The sequence below is a fragment of the Gordonia sp. (in: high G+C Gram-positive bacteria) genome (assembly GCF_047600385.1).
Lineage (GTDB): Bacteria > Actinomycetota > Actinomycetes > Mycobacteriales > Mycobacteriaceae > Gordonia.
On record NZ_JASGKZ010000001.1, the window covers coordinates 2,316,641 to 2,340,213 of the forward strand.

The window sequence follows — 23,573 nt, forward strand, 5'->3', positions numbered from 1 at the left end:
CTCGCAGGTATCCGGACCCTGCGGAGGCTGAGTCACGTCGCCGTACCCACCCCTCGCAGCGGCCAGTGCTGTGACCTGTGTGAATACATCTGTCGTCAGATATGTGCGAGCCACATCGCAGGTGGGGGTGAGCGGTACCCGCGAGGGTGGAGAGGGGGTCATGACGCGGGTTCTGACCTGCGCTTATGCGTATTCGCGGTGTGAATCTCAGTGGGCTCTCAGACTGTAGCTCCGGGGAAAAATATGGAATAAGGGCGAGTGGTGCACCCTCCGTTTCGGCGACCTCGTAGGCCGTGTCCGTCGGCCGTCGTCCGCCGGCGGGCTCGGGTCGAGCTCCAGCGGACGCGGCCGGGGCGGTCTTCTCCGCGGGGCGACCCGCGTCGTCTCTCGCGGCGTCAGCCGCGCTCATCGCCGTGTCAGCGGCACCGGCCCTTCCCGGCGCGCCAGCGCCGCCGTGCTCCCCCGGAGGGCGACCGTGAAAGTCAATGTCGGAGCGCAGCGGAGAGATTGACTTTAGGGAGCTAAAAGCTGACTTCGGGTACGGTGGGGAGCAGCGGTGTGACGGACGGCGGAGCCGGGCCGCTCGCCGTCGCCGCGGGGCCCCGCCGTACCCGAAGTCAGCTGCCGCTCGTCGGCGTCGTGGGCGGGCGGAGCGAAGCGATCGCCAGGGCCCCGCGGCGACGGCGAGCGGCGGACGCCGTCAGGCGGCCCCGGGCCGTGCGGCGAGGGAGGAGACGACCGTGAGTGCGGAGAGCCGCGGCGGCTTCAACGTCGCGCATCTGCGCCACGGCTCGGCCGGCGCGGGAGAGCCGGCGTCCTCGTGCACGCGCGGTGAGCGCGGCCGGCTCCTGCGGGAGGCGATGCGGGCGCTGGAGGCGTCGGACGCCGCGCGGCAGGCCGCGCGCAATCCCAGCATTGTCGCCGCGGACACGCATTCTGAATCGGGCCTTCGTCAACGACGGCGACGGCGGTTTCCGGGAGCTGACCCCGGACGACGGCGTCGAGCCGGTGCTCGACTACGGCGATGCCCGCATCGACGCGGTGAAGCGAAAATGGCACGAACAAGCGTTCGAGACCACGACCATCGTCTCGTGGGTGCCGAAGAGCCTTCTGGTGGAGGTTCCGGGCTTCTATCCCGTCCTCAAGGATGGCAAGGAAGTCGGCCGACGCAGCCGCTGGGTCATGCCGGACGACGAGGCCGGACGGGCCGAGGTGCAGCGGTGGTTCGAGGAGACTCACGCGCATCTGACCGGAGAGGTGCTCACCGGCGGTCACGATGCGGTGCACGGTGTGGTGTGGAATTTCGACGAATCCGCCGTGCACGTCCACTGGATGTGCGACACCCTCGCGCCGATCCACAAAGAGTTGTTGGTCGGTGCCGACGGGGTGATGCTCGACACCGACGGCGAGCCGATCGTCAAGTACAAGCGACAGCTCACCCTGGACAAGATCGTCGCGCTCGACGACGACGGGCGTCTGGTCGCGGCGCCGGAGATCGCCGCCGGTCAGGTCGCCGGCATCGACGGCTACGGCTATCTGACCGACGCCGACGGTGCGCGGCTGCGGCGGACCACCGGCGAGCCGGTGCGGGCGAGCGAGGATCTGCGGGTCGAGGCTCAGCAGATGTGGGGGCAGAGTCGGGAGGTGACCGAGACCCGGGTCGTCGACGGGAAGGAGAAGCAGGTCCAGATCACCGGTGCGACGAAGATGCGCCGGTACCAGGAGCGGTATCGCGAGCGGCTCATCGAGGCGGGCTTCGACATCGAGCTGGAGGTGAATCCTCGGGGTACGAGTCTGGACAAGCAGGCGTTCGGCGCCAGCGAGACCGAACGGCTGGAGGTCGCCAACGAGAAGCAGGCGCTGGACGCCGAGCGCGCCGAGATGGAACAGAAGGTCGCTTTCGTCGCCGCGGAGATGGAGCGCCTGGAAGCCCGCGAGGCCCTGATCGAGACCGCGACGACGGAGCTGGCGGCGTACGCGGGTCAGGTCGAGGCGTCCTCGGCCGATCTCGATCGGGACCGGGAGCGGATGCTCGCGGACCTGGACGCTCTGGTCGCCCGCGCGAAGGGGCTCGACGAGCGCGCGGCGGCGATCGCGACGGAGCGGGCCGCGGCCCTCGCCGCCGGCCGCGCCGAGGGGCTCGCCGCGGGGCGGTCCGATGCCGAGACCGTGTGGGCGATGGAAACCGAGCCTGCCTTGCGCCGCCGGGTGCGCGCTGAGGTCGAGAGTGCGGTGCGCACGGAGATGAAGACGGACGTCGACGCTGCGGCGGCGGATCGACGCGAGGCCGCGAACACACGCCGGCAGGCGGACGCCGAGGCCGCACGGACCCTCGCCGAGGCCGCTGAGCGGGTCGAGGAGTACGAGGCCGCCGGGCGCGAGGCCGCCGACGTCCGGCTCGCGGAGTACGAGAAGACGCGGAAACTGCAGATGCCGGTGTGGGAGCCGGACGTGGAGGGGGAGCTGAAGTACATCCTGGTCGAGGCGGAGTCTCTGGGCGTCCGGAAGCAACTCCTGGAGGGTGCGCAGCGGCGCCAGGAGGTCCACGCGCGCGTACTCGGGACGAAGGGTCAGGTCCGTCAGGTCAATCAGCGGCAGACTGGACCGCAGAACGATCAGGGCTACGGACAGGACTGATGATGACCGACTTCCTCGGGTGGGCGGCCGAGGCCGACCTTCTCGACCAGCGGGCGGCGTTGCTGGAGGCGCAGGCCGACGACAGATACGACCGGGCTGCGAGGTGGTACGGCGGCGGATCGTACGCCTTCGTGAAGAGCCTCGACACCGCGGACGACTACAAGAAGCAGGCTCGCGCACTCCGCGAGCAGGCACAGACATACCGCACGCTGGCTCGCGCCGGCGGGAAGGGATAGACCATGACCGAGACGACCGCGCTGGATTCGGACCGGCTCACGACGATGCGCCGCCTGCTCGCGCAGCCCGGCGGCGAGGAGCTGATCAAGCAGCGCTTCGGCGAGGCCGCGCTCGGCAGCGACGAGTACCGGCAGGCTCAGACCCAGCTCCAGCGCAGCCGGGCGCATCAGAAGGCGGCCCGCGAGGACGCGGTCGCCGTGGCCGAGGCGCGCGGTCGCGACGAGCGGGCCGCGGCCGAGCGGGCGCGGCGGGCCAGGGCCGACGACCAGACCGAGCAGCAGCGCCGGGCCGAGGCCGCCTCGGTGACGGCGAAGACCCCGGCGGCCACGGCGCCGGCGCAGCGCGGTGAACAGGTCCGCGAGCGGGTCGACGCCGCCCGCTCGCGGGTGGCCGAGGCGAACCGGAGCTCGCAGGTCCGCGCGCGGTCCGCCGAGCAGGAGCGGGCGGCGTCGATGTAGCGGCATTGCACGAGAGGACCGGCGGCACTCGTCGAGTGCCGCCGGTCGTCGTCTGTCAGGGATACTGGAGCAGGTCGGTCTTGGCGATGTCGACCAGTTTCACGAGGTGGCCGGGCGTGCCGCCGAGGAGCAGCCGGCCCTCGCCCTTCTCGCGCGGGAGCAGCTCGGCGGCCTCGATCGCGGTCACCTTGTCGCGGGACTGGGAGGCCCGTCCGTCGGCACCGAGCGAGCCCGTGACCCGCTCGGCCGCCGGGACGCTCCACGCCGCCTGCTCCAGGAGCTCGCGCTCGGGGGCGCCGGGGAGGATGAGCGCCGCCGGGAAGATGTCGCGCAACACCTTCAGCCCGGCCGAGCCCCACCGGGGCTCGAACTGCGAGGACGCCTGCACCGCGGCGACGATGCGGATGCCCAGGCCGCGGGCCTCGCCGATCCACGCGGCCAGGCGGGGCAGCGGCGAGGTGTTGGGAAGCTCGTCGATGACCATGAGCAGCGGTGACAGCCTCCCGACCCTCTTGCGCCAGTGGTTGACCATCGAGGTCAGCGCGGCGCTGGCCGCCGGCGCGGCGGCCCCGGCCAGCGGCGAGACGATGTAGAGCGTCGCGCCGGGCGCTTCGAGCATCTCGGGTCGGAACGGCGCCAGCTCGCCGCGGCCGGCCACGGCGCGCAGCGCCCAGGCGCCCAGGGCCACGCGCGCGTTGATGCCGATCGAGTCCCGCTGCTTCGGGTCGAGCATCTTCGCCGCGAGCAGGGAGTCGCCGTGGTGGGAGTCGATGCTCGCGCACCGCAGGATCGCGACGTCCCAGCTCGCGGTCGTCAGGTCGACGACGTCGGTCTCCTCGTCGTCGTCGCCCGCGCCGCCGGGGTTCTCGCAGGCGGCCAGCGCCCACCGGACGCCGCCGCCGGGGACGGGGTCGCCGGTGTCGGGGTCGAGGTAGCCGGCGGCGGCCTGCAGGATCGCCGCGAGGGGCCGCATTGCCAGGGCCTGCCAGAAGCTGTCGCCGCCGCCCTTGTCGCCGCCGCCGAGGGAGCCGACTTCCAGCAGGAGCGCGGCGAGCTCCAGGGCGGAGTCGTCGTCGGTGATCAGCGCCGTGGGGTCGGAGGCGACGCGGGTGACCGGGGCGCCGCCGAGCTCGTCGTCGCGGACCTCGCCGGACAGGTCCATGAGGTAGCAGGGGCCGCGGGTCGACCGCTTCGGCGCGGTCAGTTCCGCCAAGTCGCCTTTCGAGCTGACGCAGACCACCGGGCGGCGGCCCCACATGACGATGTTGGGGGCCAAGACGGTACGGCTCTTTCCCGAGCCCGTTCGACCGGACACGAGCACGTGTGGCTGGCCGTGGTCGACCGGCCGTCCGTCGACGAGGCCGGCGTAGGGGGCGTCCATCACCGCTCCCATCGCCGGGCCACCGCGGCGCGGGCGCCGGCGGAGATCCGCGCCGCCGCGGCGGTCTTCTCGGCCTCGATCGCCGCGTCGAGCCCGGCGTCGCCGGCGGCCAGGCGGGCCAGCCCGTCGACGACCAGGGTCCGGGCGAACAGGCCCTGAGTGAGCGACCGGGTTTTCGCCGCGGTACGCAATTCGGCCGCTTCGTCGCTGGTCAGCGGCACGACCTGCTTCGCGTCGAGTTTCTTCACGATAATTCCTCACGTCCTGTCGTCGAAATGCTGTCTGAACTGCATGTTTACAACGATACCCTACCGGGGTACCGTATTGACCAGCGTGAAAGAGGCGTACGAGAGTTCGAGAGAAAGGAGACCTGATGAGCAAGAATTCGAAGCCGGGTCTGCTCACCGGCCGCCGGGCCGGCTACGCGCTCGCGGCACTGGCGATCTTCGTACTGGGCGGGTTCGTCGGCGGCGGGATCACCGGCGGGGCGCGGGTGGACGACCACCGCGAGCAGATCCGCGCGTGCCTGCCGATCGCCGACGAGGCGGCCCTGGATCGGTGCCTGGGCGGCGTCCGGTGACCGGGCCGGCCTACCGCTGGGAGCGCGAGCGCGCGGCGGCTCTGCTGGAGGGCTCGCGCGCCGGCACCGGACGCCGGCGGCGGGCGGAGATCCTCGCCCGCGACGCCCGCCGGGCCGCGCGCGCCGACACGGGCGTGGCGCAGAGCCAGCTGGTCGACGAGATCACGCCGTGGTGGTGGCGCCGGTGGACCACGAACGACGACGGCGAACGCCGTACCGGGCGCAAGGTCGCCCTCGGCGCGGGCCTGGTCGTCGGCGCGGTGGTGGCCGGCCCCGGCGTGGCGGCCGGGCGCGGGGTCTACCGGCTGCTCTGGCAGCGGGCCCCGCGGGTGGGCCGGCGGGGCTGGCGGGCCTGGGGGACCGCGGCCGGCGCCCTGGCCGCGGTGCTGGCGGCCTGCGGGGTGCCGCTGGGGGTGGCGGTGCGGTTGGATCGCCGGTTCCCGTTGACCCTGATCGACCTCGGCCCCTGGTGGGCGTGGCTGCTGTGGCAGGCGGTGTTCGCCCTGGTCACGGTCGCCTGGCTGCTGTGGGCGTGGGCCTGGGGCGCGGTACCGGCCGACGCGGTGGCACCGCCGGAGAAGAACTCGGACGGGAGCTGGCGGGAGACCCCGGACGCCGAGCGGGTGAAGCTCGACCCGCTGGCCGGCGAGCCGGTCGCCGAGGTCGCACCGGCCGCCGCCCCGACGCCGGAGCCGGTCGTGAAGCTGGCGGCCGACGACGAGGACGAGGACGACCTCACGTGCTTCATGACGCCGAACCTGCCGGATGAGGAGGACCTCGCCGAGCTGGTCGCCCTGACCGACCTCGACGACGTCGACATCGAGACAGAGAAGAAGGAGGGGTCGGCATGACTCAGCCGATCGAGGTGCACATCTCCAGCGGGGCGACCGAGATCGTCCGACTGGTGGCGACGATCTTGTTCTTCGGCGGCGTGGGCTGCCTGGCCTGGGCCGTGGCCGACGGCGGGTACGCCGAGCTGGCCGGCACCGGACTGAGCGTGATGTTCGTGCAGATCATCCGGATGCTGTGGAGCAAGGGGGTCATCACGACGCCGAAGGGCGGTAACCAGGAGAGCTTCACCGAGACCAAGAGCCTGCTGACTCGCGTGGCAGGGGAGTACCGGGAGTGGATGGGCCGCTCGTCGGTGCTGCGGATGGTGCTGCTGGCGTTCGCCTACGCGATCGCCTTCCTGGTGCTGCGGGCGGGCGTGACCACCGCGCTGACCGTCTTCCAGAACGTCTTCATCGCGGGCGCCTGCGGAGCCATCGTGGGCGCGTTCATCGTCGCGCCGAACCTGCTGCGGACCTACGCCGATCCGCTGAAGCGCCGCGGTGTGCTCAATCCCGACGCGCTCCGGCAGCCGGCTCCCGCCGAGCCGCCGGCACCGCGACCGGCGGCCGCACCCGTGGCGGCGCCGGTACCCGAAACCACTGAAGCGGTCGTCGTCATGCGCCGCAAGACCAAGGAGGACTGACCATGAAGTACGTCGATGAGAACGGCGACCCGATCGACCCGTCCGAGCTGGAGGACTTCGAGGCCGTCGAACAGCCGGCCCCGCCGGCGCCGACCGCCGCGTCGACCACCGAGGCGGCCACGCTGGCAGAGGTGCCGGGCGGCGGGGTGCGGATCCCGAAGGCGCTGATCGCCGGTGCGGCGGTGGTCGTCCTGGGCCTCGGGGGCGGCCTGGCCTACGCCATGAGCCAGATCGGGGACCGCAACACCGCCGGGGACGTGAAGAGCGCGGTGAGCAGCGCGGCGGCGCCGGCGATGAGTTCGGCCTCGGCGAAGGCGAGCGCGGCCAAGGCCACCGCCCGCCGGGTGACCGGGGCGGTCTGCGACGGTAAGGCGATCGCCGGCGCGGCGTGGCCGGAGGAGGGGGCGACGCCGACGACGCAGCTTCGTACGACGGACGTGATCCCGATGGGGCACGGATTTTCGAAGCGGCGCATCGATGCGGAGGAGGAGGGACAGAAGGCCAAGCTCGCGATGCTGCAGCTCAGCGACGAGCAGCTCGGGGTCTACGTGGCCAGCACCGCGAATGCGCAGTCGAATGGCGACGCCGTCTGGTGGAAGACCACGGTCGCGATCACCGGTGGATTTGCGACGCTCGGGGAGACGTACGGCGACGGGCGCGATCGCGATATGCGCGGCGCCTGCGACACGATCGCCGGCGGCCCGTACCGGGTCGTCGGCGAGAGTGGATCGGAGGAGAAGCCGGTCGAGGTGCTGATGCTGAAGCCGTCGGCCACCGATGAGGGGACGGTGTACGCGCTGATCGGCGACAAGCTCGCCAAGGCGGTCGTCGAGCACGTCCCGGACGAGGCCGAGAAGTAGACGACGAGGAGGATGCGAAGACCCCGTGACCGCGCGCAGGTCACGGGGTCTTCGCCTGGGCGCTATCCGGCATCCGTGCTGTCGGATACTCCGTGGACGTCGGGGATGATCCAGATCCGCGACGGCTCCACGAGGTGGTCCTCCCTGTGCCGGGTCGTCGGTTGTTCTTCGGTCATCGGTCGATCGGATTCTCGTGGAGCCAGGCGACGAAGTGTTCGTTGTAGAGGGCTTTCGGGTGCCTGCCGGCGCGGACGGTCGTGATGGCCTCGTCGGCGGTCATGCCGCGGTGCATGAGGGCGCGGGCCACCACGACGCCGCTGCGATTGAGACCTGCCTGGCAGTGCACCAGGACCATGTCGGTCTCGGCGAGGGCGGCCACCAGACGGGCCAGCGGATCGACCAGCGCCATGCTCGCAGTGCTGGAGTCGGCCATATCGACGATGGTGTTGGTCGCCAGGACGCGCTGAGTCCGGTAGCCGATGGCGCCGGCCAGATTGACGACGTGGGAGAAGCGTCTGGGCAGCGGAAACTCATCTTGTGGGCATCCTGCCTGCCAGATCCCCTCGGCGATCTCGCTGAACATGGGCATCTCGATGTCGCCGTCGCTGAACTCGACGGCCATCCTGGCGGTGATGAGTGATCCGCGGTGGGGGCGGCTCATGCGGTTCCTTCCTGCAGCGGGTTCAGGTGTATGTCGACGAACTCGTTGCTCCGGGTTTGCCGGAAACCTTGCCACCGGCCGTTGGTTGGTTTACGGTTTCCTCAAGTTCGTTAACGATGATGACGTTCATGGGTTTCCAGTATCTCTCGTGATCGTGGAATCGGGTGGCGAACCAGCCCACTCAGTGCTCGGTGCGGAGCTGTCCGCGGAAAGAAGAGAGAGATGTTTTCACCGATCGAGACCCTGGCGAAGGTGCCCGGCGCACTGACGAAGGCGTCGTCGACGAAGGACCCCTCGTACAAGTGGCCGCGGGTGCCGCTGATCGACACCCGCCGGAAGGTGGCCGAGAAGTACGGTCGGGCCGAGGACTACGGGTTCTTCGGCCCGGATTCGGTGTCGTGGAAGGTCTGGTCCCACTCCTCGTCGTTGATCTTGGGTTTCGTGCGTTCGGTGACCATCGAGCATCTGGACCCGAACCTGACCGCCGCGGTGGTCCAGTCCGGTGGGGTCAAGTATCGGACGCACACCCGGTACGGGCGGACGATGGCGTACTTCAGTCAGGTGACCTTCGGCGCCTCACGGCCGACGGCGAAGGCCGCCGATGTGCTGGTCAAGGTCCATTCCAAGGCGATCGGCACCGACCCGGTGACCGGTGGCCGCTACGATGCGAACGACCCGGAGTCGCAGTTGTGGATCCATGTGACGGCGTGGCATTCGATCCTGTACTGCTATGAGAAGTTCGGCGGCGGGAAACTCGCGCCGGCTGAGGAGCTGCGGTATTGGGACGAGTGCGCTCGCGCCGCCGAACTGCAGACGATCGATCCGGATCGGGTGCCGCGCAGTCGGGCGGAGGTCGTGGCCTACTTCGAGGAGAAGCGCCCGCATCTGGCGTCCTCGGAGGCGGCGGTCGACATGGTGAAGTTCATCCTGGCGTTGCACGTCGCGTTGCCGCCGACGATGTCGAGGTGGCAGCGGGCTCCGTTCCTGCCGTTGACGTTCATCCTCTCCAAGGGTGTCATCGCCACCTACCCGAAGTACATGCGCGATCTCCTGGCGATCCGGCAGGGGCCGTTGGTCAATGCCGTCGCGATCCCCGCCACCTGGGCTGTCCATCAGGTGATCGAACGGTCGTTCGTGCTGAAGTATTTCCTGATGAGCGTCCTCTCCCCGCAGGCGCTTCCGTCGGCGATCCCCGCGGTCCTCGGTGTCGAAGCGGAGAAGCCGGTCACGACGACTCCGCGGGAGGCACAGGCCAGGTACGGCTACGACGTTCCGCGGGAGGCGCACCTGGGTTTCCGCGCCAAGCAGTATCAGCGGGTGTTCGACGACGGTCAGGCGCCGAGCGAGGAAGGACTCGTCGAATCGCAGGAGCACATCGGCGCGATGTGAGCGTGCGGTCGGCGTCCCGGCCGAGCGCGAGACGATCGTGACTCCACGCGGCGCGTGCGGTCCGTCGCAGGCGCACCTGGACTTCCGGAAGATGCAGGAGGAGCGGGTGTTCGGTCTCGGCGCGGTCTCGAGCAACGAGGGCCTGGAGGGGTCCGAGCACTTCATCGGTGCTCGCTGACCTCGCAAGGCATCCACAGTCTCGAGTTCGTGTCGTTCCATCCGGTTCTCCGGGTGGAACGACACGACTCGAACACCGATTCAGGAGTGTTCCAGTGGCGGATATGAAGTCGTCGGCGGGTTGTCGTGCGACCTTCTCGGGCAAGACCAGGGCGCTGCTGCACGACGTCGCCATGCAGGCGACGATCGAGCTGGTGCGCACGAGCGGCTGGGCGCGCACCCGGATGTCCGACATCGCCGCGCGGACGGGCATCAGCAAACCGACGCTCTACAAGTACTTCGGCACCAAGGATCAGCTCGCGCACGCCTACGTCGACGCCGAGGTCGACCGGATCTTCCGACTCGGCCTCGAGGCCCGCGACCGTAATCCGGACGATCCGGAGTCGGCTCTGCGTGAGGCGACAGCGACCATGCTCTCCTCGCTCAGTGAGAGTCCGCTGATGCGGGCGATCCTCGCAAGCGACGACATCGCCGCCACTGTGTTGCCGCTGGTGACGCAGCACGGTCCCCGGCTGCTCCGCCGTGCGGCCGACGAACTCTCCGAACTCGTCGACGAGGCGTACATCGGTATCGACCCGGACGATCTGCATGCCTACGTCGACATGTACCTCCGCGCCATGATCAGCCATGCGATCATGCCGACCAGCTCGTTCGACGACAGCATCGACACGATCATGCGGTTGGTCCTGCCGGTACTGCAGCGGTTCGAACAACGCAATGCCGTCACACCCGGTGACAGCACCCCCCGCCTCGCCTGAGGCGAGCAGTACAGCGGGCCGGAGCCGGCGATTGTTTCGGACTGCCGGAGCAGTCGGCCGTGTGCACGACTCCGGTGAACGTGTCGTCGCCGAGAGCGGCAAGCCCTGCCGGTGATGACTGGGGTGCTGCCGAACCGGCCAACATGGGCAAGTACCTGGCTGCCGAGACCGCGGTGAAGGCGGTCGATCAGGCCGTGCACACTCTGGGCGGCAACGGTTTGACCAGTGAGTACGGCATCGCTCCCATGCTCGGTCTGGTGCGCATCCTGCGGATCGCCCCGGTCAGCCGTGAGATGATCTTGAACTTCGTCGCCCAGACCAGCCTCGGTCTGCCGAAGTCGTACTGAGCATCCGGGGGGCGGTGACTCCTCCGAACCGGATGCACGACGGCGAGATCTCAGGAGCCGATGTCCTCGGGATCTCGCCGTCGCGGGTTCGGGACCGCGGGTCTAGGTGACGATTCCGTCGTCGATCATCTGCTGGAAGTGGTCGACGATCGTGGTCTTCGTGTCTCGGAACTCCATACCGAGTTCCCGGCGTGTACGCGAGTTGTCGAAGCACAGCGGCCAGCCGACGTTGAGGTCGACGAACTTGCGGGTCAGCCCACCGATCGGCGCGCCGATCTTGATCAGAGGCTTGGGCAGTTCGCGAGTGGGAAAGGTCCATCGTTTACCGAACGCTCCGCGGAGCGTGGTGCCGATGTCGAGCAGGCTCACCGTCTCGGCGTTCGCGATGTAGCGGCCGTGCGCGGCAGGGGTGAACCCGGCGACGATATGCGTGCGGGCGGCGTCCCGGACGTCGACCAAACCTATCTCCAGAGCCGGTGCGCCCAGGATCATCGAACCGTCGGTGAAGTGGCCGATGGTGGTCATGCTGCCGGAGGCGCTGCTGGTGGTCAGCGACGGCCCGAGCACCAGGCCCGGGTGCACCGTGACCAGATCCCAGCGGTCCTGGGCCTCGCACATCCGCCACGCCTCCTTCTCCGCGACGGTCTTGGAATAGCTGTACTCCTGGTGCGACGCGCTGCTGGTGGTGTTCCAGTCGGCGTCGGTGAAGCAGTCCTTGCCCCGCATGTCGATGTTGTCGCCATGGATCGCCGCCACGCTACTGGTCAGGACCACACGCTTGACCGAATCAATGGCGTTCACACTGTTCAACACGTTCCGGGTGCCCTCCAGAGCAGGCCGGATCAACTGCTCCTGCGGATCGTCGAGCTTACCCATGAGGAACGGCGAGGCCGTGTGGATCACCAGTTCACACCCGTCCATGGCCTCGGTGAAACTGCCCTCGGCCAGCAGGTCCGCCGCGTGCAGGGTCAGCCGGCCGGGATGTTCCTCGGCCAGCACGTGCAGGTGCTCGAGTCCCTTGGGCTTACGCGGGTTGCGGACCGTAGCGCGCACCGTCCGGCCGTCTTCGAGCAGATAGCGGACGATCCAGCTGGCCAGGTAGCCGCTACCACCGGTGACGAGGACGGGTGCATTCGAGTCGATCTCGGTCATGTTCTCTTCTCATATAAATTCGGTGGTCAGCCTGCGACCGGCACACGGTGCTGTAAGAAGACCGGTCGATCGGTCATGGTGCGCTCGAAGTGGTCGCCGACATGGACGTCGAGGTGGCCGATAGCGTCCAGACTAACCTCCGCCCGCAGCGGCAGTGAGGTTTTCTCACGAAGCGGGTGACCGGGGGTACGATCGGACCCGTTACGAAGCGGCACCCTCGGCCTTGGCTGGGAGCACCTTGTGGACCGTGCCCACCGACACCCCGACCCCGGCGGCGATCTGACGGATCGACTCGTCGCGGTCGCGACGGGCCCGGAGACGGCTCTCGCTCGGTGACGATCGCGTGCGAGACGGCGCGGCCTCCAATCCGGACTTGGGCTTGCTGCTGATGTCGCGGTGCCGGTCCTCGGCCGGCGCGAGTGCCAGGTCCAGGATCAGCGACCGCTCGGTGCGCTCGCCGGCGGCGACGCCTTCGAGGATCCTTCGAGCGCCAGCCGGGTAAGGTGCGCGACCGGCAGCTCAAGCTGCGAGATGAGGCCGCCAAGGCGTTGAGCAACCAGCGCCGCGAGCAGCTGCGAGCGGACGTGCTTGTGCTGTACCGGGCCCAGCAGATCCTCCAGCGGACCTACAAGCCGTGGTGGGACGACCGTGCTGCGGGCGATGCGCTGCGCGCGCTGGAGCGTTGGCTGGGCCAGGCAGCGAGGTCAGGCGACCCCTCCGGGCCGCCACCGGATCTCGGCGAGTTCTTGCGCTGACTCTTGGCCACCCGATCAGGACGCCTTCTTCTCCTTGGCCAGGCTCTCCTCGTCGATGCAGCGAAGGAACGCGCATGCGACCATCGCGCCCTGCACGGCGTTGGTCGGAGAGTACTGCTGCGAGGGATTCGTTGATCTGGTCGTTCTGCTTGTTGATCATTCGTATGCGAGCGACCGCTTCGGCTACCGGCTTGCGCATCTGCTCGGTGAATAGGGGACTACAGTCGGGCATGCCTCTCTTGGTCATGCTGGTCCGCCGGCTCGCTCGACAGTGCTGGTGTCCGACCGGGAGTTCGTGATGCTCATGGGCTGAAGCTACCCGGCACCCATCAACCGAAATGCACCGGAACCCTTACGTTTCGAGACGGCGTGAAAACAGGTGCGTTTCGCCTGGTCGCACTGTCTAGAAACTATGTACCATAACTATATGGACGAGAACGGCGAGAATCAGGCCGCCGGACGGTTGATCGGGTACGCGCGGGTGTCGACGAAGAGGCAGACGACCGAGCAGCAGATCGAGGCACTGCGCAAGGCCGGCTGCGACCCGATCTACAGCGAGAAGATGAGCGGTAAGCGGAACGACCGGCCGGAGCTGGCGCGGGCGCTGGCCGACGTGGGCCCTGGCGACACGCTGGTCGTGTGGAAGCTCGACCGGCTCGGCCGCGACACCGCGCAGGTGCTGACGACGGTGAAGGACCTGCGTGACCGCGAGGTGTCGGTGCTGGCGCTGACCGACGGGGTGAACAGCGCGACTCCGGCCGGCCGGATGGTGATGGGCGTGCTGGCGTCAATGGCCGAGTACGAGCTGGAGCTGAAGCAGGAGCGCGCCGAGGTCAAGCGGGCGCTGCTGCGCAAGCGCGGCGGCAACCTGGGCGGCCGGCCGCGCCGGTTCGACGCCGAGGCCGCCGCGGCGATCCGCCGGGCGCACGCCAACGGCGAGAGCATCGCCGGGCTGGCCCGGCTGCACAAGGCGAGTCGGCAGACGATCTACCGGGTACTGGAGGACGCGTCGTAGAGCGGGCGCGAGTGCGACACGCTGGCGTACGGGTCTTATGAGACTCGGTGAGCTGGGCGGACGGCGGTCGAGGGGCGGTGCCGACACTGTCTCGCTGGACGGTCGGCTTACGGACGGCTTACGGACGGCGGGGTGGAGTGTGCCGTTCGTGTGGCTGACAGGCTCGACCGCCGGGATGGTTCAGAATCTGTCTATGAGTGGAACGCCTACGCCGGAGTCGCAGCCGGAGTCGCAGCCGGAGTCGCAGCCGGAGTCGCAGCCGGAGTCGCAGCCGGAGTCGCAGCCGGAGTCGCAGCCGGAGTCGCAGCCGGAGTCGCAGCCGGAGTCGCAGCCGGAGTCGCAGCCGGAGTCGCAGCCGGAGTCGCAGCCGGAGTCGCAGCCGGAGTCGCAGCCGGAGTCGCAGCCGGAGTCGCAGCCGGAGTCGCAGTCGGAGTCGCAGTCGGACTGCATGTCTCCCCTCGGATAGTGGCCGGATGAATGTCGGCCTAGGCCGACATTGACAAGGGTAAGGGGGACCTGACCAGACGCAAGCACTAGGGGTTGCGCGCGTCGTACGCGAAGGACCCGGCCTGCCGGATGAGCTGCGCGGACGGGTGTGTGGAGCGTTTTCGTCAGGGGGCTCCCGGTGCCCGGGAGCAGCCTGATCCGAGCAGGGAAAGAACCCGCACCGGTACCCACCGGTGCGGGCTCTCTCTATTCGGCGTTCTCGTCGCCGCCGGCCGGCCGGAGCGCGGCGAGCACCTCGCGCAGGGTCGCCGCCTCGGTCTCGGCGCGCTCGGTGGCCAGCTCGGCTGAGCGTGCGCGTTCGCCGGCCTCGGTCGCGGCCTGGCGCTCGGCGGTCAGCTCGGTGTCGGCCTCGGTGAGCCGCCGCGTCAGGTCGGCGACCTCGGCCCGCGCGGTCCGCAGGTTCTCGGCAGCGTCGTCCCGGGCGGTGGTGACGACGGACAGCCGCTCGGCCAGCTCGGCTCGGGCGGTCTGCTCGGCGGCCAGCTCCAGGCGCACGGCCCGGATCTCACCGCCGATCTCGGCGTGGGCGATCTCGGCCGCACGGGCCGCCTTCTCGGCCTTGGTGCGGGCGGCCTCGGCGGCGGACATCGCCGCCTCGTGGGTGCCGGCGGCTCGGCGCAGGTCCTCGGCGGCGCGCTCGGCGGCATCGAGCGCGACCCGCAGCTCGCCCAGCTCGGCCGTGGTGGTGGTGAGCTGGGTCTCGGCCATCTCCTGAGCGGCGAGCGCGCGGTCGGCCTCGGCGTCGGCCGCGGTGAGCTGAGCCTGATGCTCGGCCGCGAGCTGACCGCGGGCGATGTCGAGGGCCCTCTCCCACAGTGGCCGCAGGTCGTCGACCAGCCCCTCGGGCATGGGCGCGGCACCGCGCGCTGCCGCGGCGACCTCGCGACGCTTGGCGCGGGCCCAGCCGGCCACGGTGGTCTGACCGTAGCCGGTGGCCGCGCGCAGCCGGGCGTTCGTGGGCTCGGAGCCCTCGTCGACGAGCTCCTGCCAGGCCGCCTCCAGGGCCGCGGCGCGGTCGTCGGCGGTCTCGGGGGCGTCTGGGGTGTTCTCGACGAGCATGAGTCGTACCTCTCTCGTGTCGGGTACCAGTACTGGTACTGGTACCGCATGTATCGATGATGCCACGGATCCAATGCGATCGCCGGTACTGGTATCGGTACCAGTACCGGCGATCGGTGTGCTCTCGTCGGATCGGGCCTGACGCGGCCGGGGGCCTCAGTCCCAGGGCGGCGACCACGGCAAGTCGCTGATCAGGGCGTCGGAGTCGACCGCTTCACCCGTCGCGAGGCGGTGCTGCTCGCAGCCGCTCTCGATCTGGCCGGGATTCACGCGGAGGGTCGCGCCGTACCGGCCGGTGTCGTCGCCGTCGGTGAGCTCGACGGTGAAGTGCTCGGGGACGGGTTCGGCGTCGGTGGACAGGACGGCGCGGGCGAGTCGCTGCGGGTCGGTGATGGCGGGGTGGTCGGACATGGTTCCTCCTCGATCGACGGGTCGGTCGAGGAGGTGTTCGGCGTCGGCTTCGCCGGCGGGGGTCAGTGCCGCCAGTGGTCGACGAGCCGGTCCAGACGGACTCGGGTCTCCTCGTCGGGGGTGTCGACGGCCGCGACGATCAGCTCGGCCTCGGCGAGGGCGCCGACCATGTCGCCGATGTGCTGGGTGCGGGCGAACTGGGCATCGTCGTCGTGGTCGCTCATGGTCTTCAGTACACCTGCTCGGTGGACGCGGGGGAAGATCGAACCCCGCACCGGGACTCGTCCGGTGCGGGGTTCGGTGGTGCTCAGTCGAGCCGGCGTGCGGCGATCACCCGGAGGCTGTGCGGGTCGACGACGACGGCGGCCTTGCCGATGTGCAGACCGCCGTAGCCGACGTCGACGCCGAGGCCGAGCCGGCCGTCGACCTCGGGTTCGACGAAGATGACGCGGCACGTGGTCGGCACGTCGAGCAGCTCGTCGTCGGTGCGGATGGCCGATGCCGGCACCACGGCGAAGTCGGGCGCGTAGTTCTCAGAGTCCATCAGGTGCTCCTCTCGGTGTAGACGGCGCGGAGACCGAGCTCGTCGAGGAGCTCGCCGGATCCGATGCCGTGGTACCCGGGGAAGAGTCCATCGAGCTGGTCGCCGAGGGGCTGATCGTCGTGGGCGGCGACGTGGTCGAGGACCCGTCGGACGACGTCGGTGTGTAGGCCGCCTGGGGCCTCGGTGTAGGTGACGTCGTACCCCTGACCTGCGGCGTCGGCGGCGATCTCGTCGTGCCACGCCTCGGGAACGAAGTCGATGGCGGCATCGAGCAGGTCGTGGCCGCTCATCAGTTGTCCGAGAAGACGTAGACCGCGTATTCCGGTGCGTCGACCACTGTGTAGCCCAGCCCCAGGTCTCGGATCCACGAGTCCCAGTCGAAGTATGTGACCAGGTCAGAGTCCTCGGACAGGCCCTCGAAGAGGCAGAGGTCCTCGGCGAGTTCGACGGCGTAGTCCCGGAAGCTCGGCCACGCCCCCTTGTACCGGTCCTCGAAATCGCTCAGGCTCGGCAGGTCGCTGTTCCCCTCGGCCACGTAGGCGCCGCTGCGCACCCAGGCGGCCACGGCCGGCCACTGCTCGCCGGCCTCGGTGAACACCTCGCCCCAGGCCGCGGCGTCGTGGGGCGACATCTCGGTGTCGACCGGCAGGCCGTCGGTGTCCATGACCCACAGCTCCTCGCAACCGGCGCGCTTCCAGTGCACGCCGGAGCCGCGGTGGACGGAGGCGAGGTCGACCTCGTCGCAGTCGGTGACGGGGTACCAGCGGCCCACGAGACGGCCGGAGTTGTAGCAGGCCAGACAGCCGATCCAGGCACGGGGCTCGGCGATGGTCGTGGTGGTCATGGTCTCTCCCTCGATCGACGGGTCGGTCGAGGGAGAGACTCGCCGGCGGCTTCGCCGACGGAGCGGGGGAGAGGACGCGACCGCACCGGATGCACCGGGCGTGTCCCTGCACGATGACGTCGACCGTGGCCCTGAAGACCGCGGTCGACGTCGTCTGCTCGGGGTGGACCTACGACGCGCGGCTCGTGCCCCGGCGCAGGATCTCGACGACCATCCGCGCTGCCGCCGGCGACGGGATCGGCGGTGCGGTAGCGGCCTGGCGCCGAGCCCACGCGCGCAGCTCGTCGAGGTCGGCGTCGTCGGCGGAGTCCTGACGCGGGTAGAGGCGTTCGACGTCGGAGAGCCGACACTTCCAATGATTCCCGCACCAGACGGCGGGGAGGCTGCCGTCCTTGCGACGTCGGCGCAGGGTGAAGGCGCTGGGGTAGCCGAGTTCGGCGCACTCGGAGAAGCGGCGGAGGGGGTCGGTCGGGTCGATGAGGGGTGCCGGAGCGGCCACGGGAGAATTCCTCGCAGGGGAGATCCTCCGCGAGGAGTGTGTCGGCGGCTTCGTTCCGGACGGGAGTCGTGCGATCCGGACCTCATCGGCTGCGAAGATCGCTCGCCGTACGTCCGATGCTACCGGAGTCGAGCGGAGACGGCCACGACGTACCGGGACCACCTGTACGGTCGCCGACTGCGACGCGACCATACTCATAGGGTTATTCGCCCGTGTCGGGCAGCAACTTCTCGATCGTGTGCGGTGCCGTGGTGCTGGCCGTCCGCATGCTGGGCGCGTCGACGCGGGTGACGGTGGCGTCGGGGCTGCTGACGATGCTCGGTTTCGTGATCCTGGTGCGCCCGTCCGACAGCGTGTTGCGGGCCGCGGTGATGGGCGGGATCGGTCTGGCCGGGGTGCTCGCGGCCCGTCGTGCATCGGCGCTGCCCGCGCTGGGGGCCGCGGTCGTCATCGTGTTGCTGTGCTGGCCGCAGATGGCGTTGGCGCCGGGGTTCGCCCTCTCGGTGTTCGCGACGCTCGGGCTGGTGTTGTGGGCGTCGCCGATCCGGCAGGGCCTGGTCCGTCGCGGCGTGCCCGAGGCGATCGCGGTGGTGCTCGCGATGACGCTCGCCGCACAGATCCTCACCACACCGCTGGTGATCGCGATCTCCGACCGGCTCAGCCTGGTGTCGCTGCCGGCGAACCTGCTGGTGGCACCGGTCGTCGGGCTGATCGCGCTGGGGGGCACCCTGGCGGCGGTGGTCGGCGTGCTCGGCCCGTCCGACGGTCCCGGGGCGCTGGGCGCCGAACTGCTGGTGCGCGCATGCGGACCCGAGACGTGGTGGCTCGTCACCTGTGCGGACGTGCTCGGCGGCAGGCGGTGGTCGGCTCCCGAGGTGCCCGGCTGGCAGGCTGCGGTGGTGTCGGCCCTGGCCGGTGCCTTCGGCTGGGCGGTGTGGCGGGCGCGCTGCGGCGCCGCGGATCGGGGAGTGTGGGACCGGAGATCCGGTCGAGCGGCTCTACGACCTGGACGACGGTGAGACCGTCGTCGCCCGGGCAGTCCGTCGTCGCCGGTCTCGACCGGTCACCGGACCTCCGGCTCGGCGCGGGGCACCACGCGTCCCGGGATCGTCGTAGGCCCATGGCACCATGGTCGCTGTGAGTGATCGGCTATTCCTGTTGTTGGGCGACGACGACTTCCTGACCGGACGCGTCGTCAAACAGGTCGCGCAGGAACGGTCGCGGGAGGCCGGCGAGGACGTCCCGATCACCCGGGCCCGCTGCGGCGAGGTGACCGGCCCCGAGCTCGCCGAGCTGCTGAGTCCGTCGCTGTTCGCCGAGGAACGCATCGTGGTGATCGAGGCCGCGGCCGAGGCGGGTAAGGAACCGGCCGCCCTGATCACGGCCACGGCGTCGTCGCTGCCCGAGGGCATCACGATGATGGTGATCCACACCGGCGGCGGCCGGCAGAAGTCGATGGTGGGCGCGTTGCGCAAGGCCGGTGCCGCGGAGTTCGAGTGTGCCACCCCCAAATGGCATTCGGACCGGGTCGACTTCGTCCGCAGAGAGTTCCGGGATCTGAAGGTCCGGGTCGGCGCGGACGTGGTGGAACTGGTCACCGAGCTGGTCGGCGCCGATCTGCGGGAGCTGTCGGCGGCGTGTCATCAACTGGTGTCCGACACCGGCGGCAAGGTCGACGAGGCGGCGGTGCGCACCTACTACGTGGGACGTCCGGAGGTGACCGGCTTCGAAGTGGCCGACAAGGCCGTCACCGGGGATCTCGCGGGCGCGCTGGGGTCGCTCGGCTGGGCGCAGCATCACGGCACCGCCCGGGTGCTGCTGGCCGATGCGCTGGCCGAGGCGGTGCACGCGATCGCGCGGGTCCGGTCGATGGGACCGGCCGACAAGTATTCGATCGCCTCCGAGCTGGGCATGCCGCCGGGCCGGGTGGGCAAGATCCAGTCGCAGGCGCGTGCGTGGGATGCGGCGTCGATCGGACAGGCGGTGCTCGTCGTCGCCGAACTCAACGGTGCGGTGAAGGGGCAGGCGGCCGACGCCGACTACGCGCTGGAACACGCGGTGTCGACGGTCGCGCAGCTGCGTCCGCGCCGCCGTCGGTGACGGAGAGCGGAACGGTTCCGCTCAGCTCAAGTGCTCGATCTCGCGCGCCAGATTCGCGCGGGCCGCGGACTCCCAGAGCGCACGCGCGGGGAGGGAGACGAACAGGTGTTCCCGGCTGAGGAACTCGGCGAGCAGTTCACGTCGCTTGCGGCGGAACAGGGGATCGGGCACCCGGTGATACTCCTGACGCACGTTTGCGGCGTACTCGTCGTAGCGGGCGGCGTCGGCTCCGAGCACGGACAGGTCGGCGTCGGAGAGAGCGATCCCGTTGGCGTCGTCGGCGGCCGGATCGTGGGTGAGCGTCGACTCGACGAGGCGCGCCACCTCGTCGCGGTCGGGGTCGTCGTGCAGCATGCGCCGGGCGAGGTCGGCGGACTCGGCCTCGTTCGCGCTGCTGAGCGGCTGGTAGACGGCGTCGTGGAACCAGGCGGCCAGCACGGTCGGGCGTTCGGAGAACGTCAGGCCCGCGACGTGCAGGGCGTCCAGCGCGGCGAGGACCTCGCGCAGATGCCGGAGGTCGTGATGGCGGCGATGCGGCTCATCCCACCGTCGGGTGAGTTCGGCTCGGATCGGTTCGGGAATCTCGACGTCCACCCGCCGAATCGTAGCGGGCCCGAGCCGTCGGCCTCACGACCGGATCGAGACGGACGACGATACCGGCCTCTCTCGGCGGAGAAGCGGAGAGCCGAGAAGGTGAACACGACCGGCGATCGGCGATGCCGAAAACCCCGACGACCGCGTGGTTATCGTCGGGGTGAACGGTACAGCTGTGAAAGGGGTGGGACCTACAATGCGGTCCGGAGGCGGCCGGAGCCGCGCAGGCGTCAGAGCTTGTTGACCGCGGTCGCCATGGCCGACTTCTTGTTGGCGGCCTGGTTCTTGTGGATGACACCCTTGGTGACGGCCTTGTCGAGCTGGCGGCTGGTGCTCGAGAGCAGCTCGGCGGCCTTCTCCTTGTCGCCGGCGGCAACGGTCTCGCGGAAGTTGCGGAGAGCGGTCCGGAGCGCGCTGCGGAGCGACTGGTTCCGCTGACGACGACGCTCGTTGGTCTTGTTCCGCTTGATCTGCGACTTGATGTTCGCCACGCGTAATTCCTTACATCGTTGGTGCGGCCGCAGGCAGCGACCTGGTGTTTCGTTTCGGTAGTGCGGTTCGCGATCGACTGGCGACCAGCGTGATTCGCAACAGCAGTCAAGATTACCAGCGTCGGCGCCGGTGTCCCAAATCGGCCGGTGCACGGGGTCGGGCACCGGTCTCGGCGAGTGGGTGAAACGCGTCGTCGGACGGCACCTATGCTGATGTCCATCATGTCGATCGTCTACGTCCACGTCGGACTTCCGAAAACCGGGACCACCCATGTCCAGGAGCGTCTCTGGGTGAACCGAGACCTGGCGCTGGAGCACGCGGACCTGCTCTATCCGGGTGTCCGTATCGAAGACCACTTCCATGCGGCCGCTCACCTGCAGCCGGAGCGCTACCTCGACTGGGCGCTGCCCGAGCACGCGGGCGCCTGGCCGCGGATGGTCGCGCAGATGAAGGCCTGGCCCGGGAAGTCGGTCGTCTCGCACGAGTTGTTCGCGAACGCGAGCCTCGACCACCTGCATCGCCTGCTGGACGACCTGTCCTTCGCCGACGAGGTGCACGTGATCCTGACCGTGCGTGATCTGGCGCGTCAGCTGCCCTCGGTCTACCAGGAGAACGTCAAGAACCAGCGCCCGGTGGATTTCGGGACGTTCCTGGCCTCGGTCGCCGATCACGCGCCCGGCGGCGACGGCACCGGCGAACTGCACGAGGAGCCGTTCTGGGAGTTCCAGGACTACACCGCAGTGGTGGAGAAGTGGTCCCGACTGGTGCCGCCGGAGCGGATCCACCTGGTGACGGTCCCGGCGCCGGGCACCGCCTCGGCGGGCGACACGCTGTGGGACCGTTTCCTGGCCGTGCTCGACGTGGATCCGGCGCCCCTTCGGAAGGAGGGGGAGCGGCACAACCGGTCGCTGTCGGCCGCGCAGGTCGAGTTCCTGCGGCGGCTCAACACCAGGATCCAGCCGGACGCGATCTCGTGGGTGCGGTACGAGAACATCGTCAAACGCCGCTTCATCGGCATCGCTCTGGACAACACCGGCGAGGGCAGACCGCTGGGCCTGAACGCCGAGCAGCGCGAGTGGGCGGCGAAGGTGTCGTCGCAGATGATCGACGCGATCACCGCGGCCGGCTGCGAGGTGACCGGCACGCTCGACGATCTGCGCGTGGACCTGGGCGTCGACGTCTCCGAGACCCCGGACCCCACCGAGCAGGCGGTCGTCGATGCGGGTCTGGACGCCCTGGCCTACTGGATCCGGACGATGCCGGAGCCGAAGGACGAGCGATCCGCGGCGACCAGGGCCAAGGACGTGGCCCGCCGGGTGAAGCGTCGCGCGATCGGTCTGCGCGACCGCGTGAAGGGCTGACGCGGCATCACACGGTGCCGCGGCCGGCGGGGATCACCGCCATCCGTAGCGGTCGCGGAGCTCACCGGCGACGACGTCGAAGGTGTCGCGCCGCAGGATCGAGCCCTCCCGCCGGATGCCGTGTTCGTCGACGACGAGGACGCGGTCGAGCCGCACGAAGCTCGGCCGCTGGTCGCGGTCCCACGCGCCGGAACCGAGGGGGAGCCAGTCGTCGTCGTCCCGGTGGCGGTCCTTGCTCGAAGAGCATCAGCCCCACCAGTTCGGAGCCCTGCCGACCCACGACGAGGACGGGGCGGTCCTTGCCCTGGCCCGGGTCGTCTTCGAAGGGCACCCACGTCCACACCACTTCACCGGGGTCGGCGGAGCCGTCGAGGTCGGGGGCGTAGGCGACGGTGCGGGCGTAGTCGGCGCTCGGCCGGGTCCGCGCCGGGTGTCGACGACGATCCTGTTCGGTCATGGGGCTCCTTCGGTGAGGTGACGGTCGACGAGATGATGCCGGACGGCGTCCGCGGTGAGTTCGCCGACGCCGCTGCGCTCGGGTTTGAGCCCGTGATCGGCCTTGTCGACCTCCACCACGCGGACCGGTCCGGCGAAGAGCGCCGCGGCGGCGGCGATCTCCGCGGAGGTGCCGAAGGCGTCGCTGCGGCCGTGCACGATCACCGTCGGCACGGTGACGTCCGGCAGGTGTTCGGTGCGCAGTCTCTCGGGCTTCCCGGGCGGGTGGAGCGGGTACGACGTCAACAGCAGTCCGTCGATCGCAGGCCCGTCCCCGCTCCCGTTCCGTGAATCGTTCCCGATCCCTGGCCTGTCCCCGATCCCTGAGCCTGTCGAAGGGGCCTCGGCCGCCACCATCGATGCCTGCCGCCCGCCGTACGACTGCCCGCCCACGATCAGCGGCCCCTCCGGTGCCAGCGGCCGGAGCGCGGCGATCGCGGCCCGGATCCCGTCCCGGTCGGCGGCCGCCTTCGACGGCGACGGCGGCCCCTTCGGGCGTTGCTGCCGGTAGGGGAGGTCGATCCGGGCGACGGTGAGGCCGCGCGCGGTGAGCGCCGCCGACAGGGTGCGCAGCAGCAGCGATGCGCGGTCGCTGCCCGCGCCGTGGGCCAGGATCACCAGGCCCGCCGAGTCGCCGTCGGGACGGTCGACGTCGGCGACGACGCCTTCGGTACGCACGGTCTCGGTCATGGATCCGAGCCTAGAGGAGCGCTTTCCGACGCCCGGCTGCTCTTCTCCCGGGCCGTGATCACCTCGCCGTGGTCGGCCGTTGCGAAATACCGGCTC

The 23,573-nt window shown here is 69.9% G+C and carries 30 protein-coding genes and 2 pseudogenes; 17 read left to right on the forward strand and 15 right to left on the reverse strand.

All coding sequences use genetic code 11. The features are described 5' to 3' along the window. Positions 1-915 precede the first annotated feature (915 nt). From QM809_RS10265 to QM809_RS10275, 3 genes are read left to right on the forward strand one after another with little or no spacing between them, the layout of a single operon-like run. Entirely contained in the window at positions 916-2,637 is a 1,722-nt protein-coding gene (locus QM809_RS10265) for a hypothetical protein (protein ID WP_415045678.1), read from the forward strand. 2 nt (positions 2,638-2,639) lie between these two features. Further along, positions 2,640-2,873 carry a hypothetical protein gene (locus tag QM809_RS10270; RefSeq protein WP_415045679.1) on the forward strand — a complete coding sequence of 78 codons (234 nt, stop codon included), beginning with the start codon at positions 2,640-2,642 and terminating at the stop codon, positions 2,871-2,873. Between the two features lie 3 nt (positions 2,874-2,876). After that, positions 2,877-3,332, forward strand: coding sequence for a hypothetical protein (locus tag QM809_RS10275; RefSeq protein ID WP_415045680.1), 456 nt, complete (start codon positions 2,877-2,879; stop codon positions 3,330-3,332). Positions 3,333-3,387: 55 nt separating this feature from the next. Here QM809_RS10275 and QM809_RS10280 read toward each other — a convergent pair whose 3' ends face one another. Both QM809_RS10280 and QM809_RS10285 read right to left on the reverse strand, forming a co-directional pair. Beyond that, positions 3,388-4,725 carry a type IV secretory system conjugative DNA transfer family protein gene (locus QM809_RS10280; protein ID WP_415045681.1) on the reverse strand — a complete coding sequence of 446 codons (1,338 nt, stop codon included), beginning with the start codon at positions 4,723-4,725 and terminating at the stop codon, positions 3,388-3,390. Next, positions 4,713-4,961 (reverse strand): hypothetical protein, encoded by a 249-nt coding sequence (locus QM809_RS10285; protein ID WP_415045682.1) that lies wholly within the window; start codon positions 4,959-4,961, stop codon positions 4,713-4,715. Before QM809_RS10285 ends, QM809_RS10280 begins: the two co-directional genes overlap by 13 nt. A gap of 125 nt (positions 4,962-5,086) precedes the next feature. Here QM809_RS10285 and QM809_RS10290 point away from each other — a divergent pair, with 125 nt between their 5' ends. From QM809_RS10290 to QM809_RS10305, 4 genes are read left to right on the forward strand one after another with little or no spacing between them, the layout of a single operon-like run. After that, the gene (locus tag QM809_RS10290; RefSeq protein ID WP_415045683.1) at positions 5,087-5,293 is read left to right on the forward strand and encodes a hypothetical protein; all 207 of its coding nucleotides are present in this window, start codon (positions 5,087-5,089) and stop codon (positions 5,291-5,293) included. Continuing rightward, the gene (locus tag QM809_RS10295; protein WP_415045684.1) at positions 5,290-6,144 is read left to right on the forward strand and encodes a hypothetical protein; all 855 of its coding nucleotides are present in this window, start codon (positions 5,290-5,292) and stop codon (positions 6,142-6,144) included. The genes QM809_RS10290 and QM809_RS10295 overlap by 4 nt, the downstream gene beginning before the upstream one ends. Continuing rightward, complete coding sequence (locus tag QM809_RS10300; protein ID WP_415045685.1) at positions 6,141-6,767, forward strand: hypothetical protein; 627 nt, start codon at positions 6,141-6,143, stop codon at positions 6,765-6,767. Before QM809_RS10295 ends, QM809_RS10300 begins: the two co-directional genes overlap by 4 nt. A gap of 2 nt (positions 6,768-6,769) precedes the next feature. After that, positions 6,770-7,627 (forward strand): hypothetical protein, encoded by an 858-nt coding sequence (locus tag QM809_RS10305; protein ID WP_415045686.1) that lies wholly within the window; start codon positions 6,770-6,772, stop codon positions 7,625-7,627. Positions 7,628-7,799: 172 nt separating this feature from the next. On the opposite strand, the gene QM809_RS10310 is transcribed toward QM809_RS10305, so the two are convergent. Next, positions 7,800-8,288 carry a dual specificity protein phosphatase family protein gene (locus QM809_RS10310; RefSeq protein WP_415045687.1) on the reverse strand — a complete coding sequence of 163 codons (489 nt, stop codon included), beginning with the start codon at positions 8,286-8,288 and terminating at the stop codon, positions 7,800-7,802. Between the two features lie 222 nt (positions 8,289-8,510). Between QM809_RS10310 and QM809_RS10315 the strand changes: the two genes are divergently transcribed. From QM809_RS10315 to QM809_RS10330, 4 genes and pseudogenes are all read left to right on the forward strand, one after another. Further along, positions 8,511-9,677, forward strand: a complete 1,167-nt coding sequence (locus QM809_RS10315; protein WP_415045688.1) for an oxygenase MpaB family protein — start codon at positions 8,511-8,513, stop codon at positions 9,675-9,677. Positions 9,678-9,714: 37 nt separating this feature from the next. Beyond that, positions 9,715-9,855, forward strand: a complete 141-nt coding sequence (locus QM809_RS10320) for a hypothetical protein (RefSeq protein ID WP_415045689.1) — start codon at positions 9,715-9,717, stop codon at positions 9,853-9,855. 103 nt (positions 9,856-9,958) lie between these two features. Beyond that, a complete protein-coding gene (locus QM809_RS10325; RefSeq protein ID WP_415047055.1) occupies positions 9,959-10,612 on the forward strand; it encodes a TetR/AcrR family transcriptional regulator in 654 nt (217 codons plus the stop codon). Positions 10,613-10,650: 38 nt separating this feature from the next. Next, positions 10,651-10,959, forward strand: a pseudogene (locus tag QM809_RS10330) (acyl-CoA dehydrogenase family protein); the annotation flags it as partial. A gap of 102 nt (positions 10,960-11,061) precedes the next feature. Here the strand turns inward: QM809_RS10330 and QM809_RS10335 are convergent. Next, complete coding sequence (locus tag QM809_RS10335; protein ID WP_415045690.1) at positions 11,062-12,111, reverse strand: NAD-dependent epimerase/dehydratase family protein; 1,050 nt, start codon at positions 12,109-12,111, stop codon at positions 11,062-11,064. Between the two features lie 503 nt (positions 12,112-12,614). On the opposite strand from QM809_RS10335, the gene QM809_RS10340 reads away from it, so the two are divergent. From QM809_RS10340 to QM809_RS10350, 3 genes are all read left to right on the forward strand, one after another. Next, on the forward strand, positions 12,615-12,866 hold the full coding sequence (locus tag QM809_RS10340; RefSeq protein WP_415045691.1) for a hypothetical protein: 252 nt from the start codon (positions 12,615-12,617) through the stop codon (positions 12,864-12,866). Positions 12,867-13,293: 427 nt separating this feature from the next. Further along, positions 13,294-13,881, forward strand: coding sequence for a recombinase family protein (locus tag QM809_RS10345; protein ID WP_415045692.1), 588 nt, complete (start codon positions 13,294-13,296; stop codon positions 13,879-13,881). A 193-nt stretch (positions 13,882-14,074) separates the two neighbouring features. Continuing rightward, positions 14,075-14,347, forward strand: coding sequence for a hypothetical protein (locus tag QM809_RS10350; protein ID WP_415045694.1), 273 nt, complete (start codon positions 14,075-14,077; stop codon positions 14,345-14,347). Between the two features lie 227 nt (positions 14,348-14,574). On the opposite strand, the gene QM809_RS10355 is transcribed toward QM809_RS10350, so the two are convergent. The 7 genes from QM809_RS10355 to QM809_RS10385 form a co-directional block, all read right to left on the reverse strand. Beyond that, complete coding sequence (locus tag QM809_RS10355; protein WP_415045695.1) at positions 14,575-15,447, reverse strand: DNA-binding protein; 873 nt, start codon at positions 15,445-15,447, stop codon at positions 14,575-14,577. A 156-nt stretch (positions 15,448-15,603) separates the two neighbouring features. Further along, positions 15,604-15,858: a hypothetical protein gene (locus QM809_RS10360; RefSeq protein WP_415045697.1), complete on the reverse strand. Its 255-nt coding sequence runs from the start codon at positions 15,856-15,858 to the stop codon at positions 15,604-15,606. A gap of 62 nt (positions 15,859-15,920) precedes the next feature. Then, on the reverse strand, positions 15,921-16,082 hold the full coding sequence (locus QM809_RS10365) for a hypothetical protein (protein WP_415045698.1): 162 nt from the start codon (positions 16,080-16,082) through the stop codon (positions 15,921-15,923). Between the two features lie 83 nt (positions 16,083-16,165). Further along, positions 16,166-16,402 carry a hypothetical protein gene (locus QM809_RS10370; protein ID WP_415045699.1) on the reverse strand — a complete coding sequence of 79 codons (237 nt, stop codon included), beginning with the start codon at positions 16,400-16,402 and terminating at the stop codon, positions 16,166-16,168. Further along, positions 16,402-16,692, reverse strand: coding sequence for a hypothetical protein (locus QM809_RS10375; protein ID WP_415045700.1), 291 nt, complete (start codon positions 16,690-16,692; stop codon positions 16,402-16,404). The genes QM809_RS10370 and QM809_RS10375 overlap by 1 nt, the downstream gene beginning before the upstream one ends. After that, positions 16,692-17,246 carry an antirestriction protein ArdA gene (locus tag QM809_RS10380; protein ID WP_415045701.1) on the reverse strand — a complete coding sequence of 185 codons (555 nt, stop codon included), beginning with the start codon at positions 17,244-17,246 and terminating at the stop codon, positions 16,692-16,694. Before QM809_RS10380 ends, QM809_RS10375 begins: the two co-directional genes overlap by 1 nt. Positions 17,247-17,415: 169 nt before the next feature. Then, positions 17,416-17,745 carry a hypothetical protein gene (locus tag QM809_RS10385; protein ID WP_415045702.1) on the reverse strand — a complete coding sequence of 110 codons (330 nt, stop codon included), beginning with the start codon at positions 17,743-17,745 and terminating at the stop codon, positions 17,416-17,418. A gap of 212 nt (positions 17,746-17,957) precedes the next feature. Between QM809_RS10385 and QM809_RS10390 the strand changes: the two genes are divergently transcribed. Then, on the forward strand, positions 17,958-18,764 hold the full coding sequence (locus QM809_RS10390) for a ComEC/Rec2 family competence protein (RefSeq protein WP_415045703.1): 807 nt from the start codon (positions 17,958-17,960) through the stop codon (positions 18,762-18,764). A 118-nt stretch (positions 18,765-18,882) separates the two neighbouring features. After that, positions 18,883-19,845 carry a DNA polymerase III subunit delta gene (holA, locus tag QM809_RS10395; RefSeq protein ID WP_415045704.1) on the forward strand — a complete coding sequence of 321 codons (963 nt, stop codon included), beginning with the start codon at positions 18,883-18,885 and terminating at the stop codon, positions 19,843-19,845. A gap of 21 nt (positions 19,846-19,866) precedes the next feature. On the opposite strand, the gene QM809_RS10400 is transcribed toward holA, so the two are convergent. Together QM809_RS10400 and rpsT are read right to left on the reverse strand one after the other, a co-directional pair. Then, positions 19,867-20,439, reverse strand: a complete 573-nt coding sequence (locus QM809_RS10400) for a hypothetical protein (RefSeq protein ID WP_415045705.1) — start codon at positions 20,437-20,439, stop codon at positions 19,867-19,869. A 230-nt stretch (positions 20,440-20,669) separates the two neighbouring features. Further along, the gene (gene rpsT, locus QM809_RS10405) at positions 20,670-20,930 is read right to left on the reverse strand and encodes a 30S ribosomal protein S20 (RefSeq protein WP_415045706.1); all 261 of its coding nucleotides are present in this window, start codon (positions 20,928-20,930) and stop codon (positions 20,670-20,672) included. Between the two features lie 222 nt (positions 20,931-21,152). On the opposite strand from rpsT, the gene QM809_RS10410 reads away from it, so the two are divergent. Then, positions 21,153-22,292 (forward strand): sulfotransferase family protein, encoded by a 1,140-nt coding sequence (locus tag QM809_RS10410; protein WP_415047056.1) that lies wholly within the window; start codon positions 21,153-21,155, stop codon positions 22,290-22,292. 33 nt (positions 22,293-22,325) lie between these two features. Here the strand turns inward: QM809_RS10410 and QM809_RS10415 are convergent. Beyond that, positions 22,326-22,749 (reverse strand): annotated as a pseudogene (locus QM809_RS10415) (type II toxin-antitoxin system PemK/MazF family toxin). Then, positions 22,746-23,477, reverse strand: a complete 732-nt coding sequence (locus tag QM809_RS10420) for an alpha/beta fold hydrolase (RefSeq protein ID WP_415045707.1) — start codon at positions 23,475-23,477, stop codon at positions 22,746-22,748. Before QM809_RS10420 ends, QM809_RS10415 begins: the two are co-directional and overlap by 4 nt. Positions 23,478-23,573: the final 96 nt, after the last annotated feature.